We start from the raw sequence: 2690 nt of genomic DNA, 5'->3' as shown, positions 1-2690 counted from the left end.
GACCGGGTACGGGCCAGCTCCAGCTTGTCCATGGCCCGGGCCAGCAGCAGCCGCTCCTCCCCGTCCCGGGCCAGCTTGTTCAGCAGTTCGGTCTTGGTCATATCCTTCCTCCTGTTGCTCTCTGCACAGAATAGCACACTTTTTCTTCCTCGGCAACCGTTGCGCTTCTTGACAGCGATGCTATACTGATAATAATCCTTGGGAAAGGGGGTGGGCGGATGCCCACGTTCCTTCTTCACCCGGAATGGCTGGATCTGACCGGCCCGGACGGGGCCATCTGCCACGGCGCGGACCAGGACTGGTTCCCCGACCCCTGGCAGCGGCGGGCGGGCTGCGGCCCCACCACCGCCGCCCTCATCTTCCGCTATCTTGCCCGGCAGCGGCCGGAATTTTCCCCACTGTGTCCGGACTTGGGGACAGACTGCGCCCCCTTTACCGCGCATATGTGCCGGGTGTGGAACTATGTGACCCCCCGCAGCCACGGCCTCAACCGGCCGGAGTACATGGTGGAGGGCATGGCGGCTTACGGCGAAGCTGTGGGGGTACCTCTGACACCCACCCTCTTCTCCTTCCCCTCCGCCCGCACCAAGCGGCCCGGCTGGGAACAGCTGCGCGCCTTTGTGGCCGCCGGTCTGGCGTGTGACTGCCCCGTGGCCTTCCTTAACCTGGACAACGGCAAGATACGCCAGCTGGATCGGTGGCACTGGGTGACCCTCATCGGCCTGGAGGGGGACACCGCCTCCATCGTGGACAACGGCAACGCCTTCACTATGGATCTCAATCTGTGGTACGCCACCACCAAGACCCGGGGCGGCTTCGTGTGCGCCCTGGGGGCGGGAGAGGAGTTTGCGTCGTCATGCTGAAGTGGATCGTTCTGTGGATACTCTTCTGGAGTATCCTGGACTTTGCCCTCATGGGCGCGGACAAGCGGAAAGCAAAGAAGCACCGCTGGCGGGTACCGGAAAAGAGTTTTTTCCTCATCGCCCTGCTGGGCGGCTCCCCGGGGGCGGTCCTGGGTATGTATACCTTCCGCCACAAAACCCGCCACTGGTACTTCAAGTGGGGCCTGCCCGCCATCCTGGTGGCTCAGATCGCCCTGGGCGGGTGGATCTACTGGCGGTTTTTCCTGCCGTGAAGAAAGACACCGGGCTGCCCATTGGCAGCCCGGTGTTGCTGTTACCGCTGGTACTCAAATTCCAGGTTGTACAGGGACACGATATCCCCGTCGTGGATGCCCATCTCCTCCAGCCGGTCAAAGAGGCCGGACTGGCGGAGCATCTTGTCAAACCAGTTGCGGGACTCGTAGTCGCCGAAGTTGACGTTGGCCATGAGCCGCTGGAGCCAGGGGCCTTCCACGATCCAGGTGTCGTCCTCGTGGATGATGTTGAGGGGTTCCGACATATCCACCTCCGGGGGCCGCTCCACATAGGTGGGCTCGTACACCGTGATGGGAGGCAGGTGTTCCAGCTCACGGGCGGCGGCAAACATCAGCTCCCGGGTACCCAGCTGAGCGGCGGCAGAGATCTCATAGAAGGGCATACCCAGCCCCTCCACATAGGCCTTCAGAGCCTCCAGACCGGTGCGGTGGTTGGCGATGTCCACCTTGTTGCCCGCCACGATCATGGGCCGGGAGGCCAGATCGGGGCCGTACTGCTTCAGCTCCTCCTGGATGGCCTTGAAGTCCTCCACCGGGTCACGGCCCTCGCAGCCGGACACGTCCACCACATGGATGAGCAGCCGGCAGCGGTCGATGTGCCGCAGGAAGTCGTGGCCCAGGCCGGCGCCCTCGGCGGCGCCCTCGATGATGCCGGGGATATCGGCCAGCACGAAGGACACCCCCTCGTCCACATAGACCACCCCCAGGTTGGGGAAGAGGGTGGTGAAGTGGTAGTTGGCGATCTTGGGCCGTGCCTTGGACACCACGGACAGGAGGGTGGACTTGCCCACGTTGGGGAAGCCCACCAATCCCACGTCGGCCAGCAGCTTCAGCTCCAGGATCACCTGCCGCTCCTGGCCGGGCAGCCCCGCCTTGGCAAAGCGGGGCACCTGCCGGGTGGGGGTGGCGAAGTGCTTGTTGCCCCAGCCGCCGTTGCCCCCACGAGCCAGCACGAAGGAGTCGGTCTGGGACATATCGCAGATGATCTCCTGGGTCTCCGCGTCCCGCACCACGGTGCCACGGGGCACCTTGATGACCAGGTCTTCGCCGTCCTTGCCGGAGCATCGCTTGCCCTGGCCGTCCATGCCGTTGCCCGCCACATACTTGCGCTTGTAGCGGAAGTCCATCAGGGTAGACATATGGGGGTTGATCTCCAGGATCACGTTGCCCCCCCGGCCGCCGTCGCCGCCGTCAGGCCCGCCGGCAGCCACATACTTCTCCCGGTGGAAGGCCACCGCGCCGTTGCCGCCGTTGCCCGCCTTGACGGTGATGCGGGCGGTATCTACAAAGGGTGCTGCCATAATACCTCCTTGCTTCCAAAGAAAAAGCCCCGGAACGGGAGTCCGTCCGGGGCTTAGTTTACCCATAATTACTGAGCAATTTCAACAATGGAGACCTGCTTACGGTCCTTGCCCAGGCGCTCAAACTTCACGCGGCCGCTCTTGAGGGCGAACAGGGTGTCGTCGCTGCCCTTGCCCACGTTGACGCCGGGATGGATATGGGTGCCCCGCTGGCGGACCAGGATGTTGCCGGC

The 2690-nt window shown here is 64.1% G+C and carries 4 protein-coding genes; 2 read left to right on the top strand and 2 right to left on the bottom strand.

All coding sequences use genetic code 11. From position 1 onward, the window contains the following. Window positions 1-218: 218 nt before the first annotated feature. Entirely contained in the window at window positions 219-863 is a 645-nt protein-coding gene (locus tag Q0K43_RS10910) for a hypothetical protein (RefSeq protein ID WP_297290550.1), read from the top strand. After that, on the top strand, window positions 857-1135 hold the full coding sequence (locus Q0K43_RS10905; protein WP_366086359.1) for a DUF1294 domain-containing protein: 279 nt from the start codon (window positions 857-859) through the stop codon (window positions 1133-1135). The genes Q0K43_RS10910 and Q0K43_RS10905 overlap by 7 nt, the downstream gene beginning before the upstream one ends. Before the next feature lie 41 nt (window positions 1136-1176). Here Q0K43_RS10905 and obgE read toward each other — a convergent pair whose 3' ends face one another. Beyond that, the gene (gene obgE, locus Q0K43_RS10900) at window positions 1177-2457 is read right to left on the bottom strand and encodes a GTPase ObgE (RefSeq protein ID WP_297290549.1); all 1281 of its coding nucleotides are present in this window, start codon (window positions 2455-2457) and stop codon (window positions 1177-1179) included. A 68-nt stretch (window positions 2458-2525) separates the two neighbouring features. Next, a partial coding sequence (locus Q0K43_RS10895; protein WP_297290551.1) for a 50S ribosomal protein L27 occupies window positions 2526-2690 on the bottom strand: 165 nt, incomplete at its 5' end.

The organism is uncultured Flavonifractor sp. (assembly GCF_944383115.1).
Taxonomy (GTDB): Bacteria; Bacillota; Clostridia; order Oscillospirales; family Oscillospiraceae; genus Flavonifractor.
The sequence above is the reverse complement of the archived record's forward strand: the minus strand, read 5'-3'. Positions and strand labels throughout refer to the sequence as shown.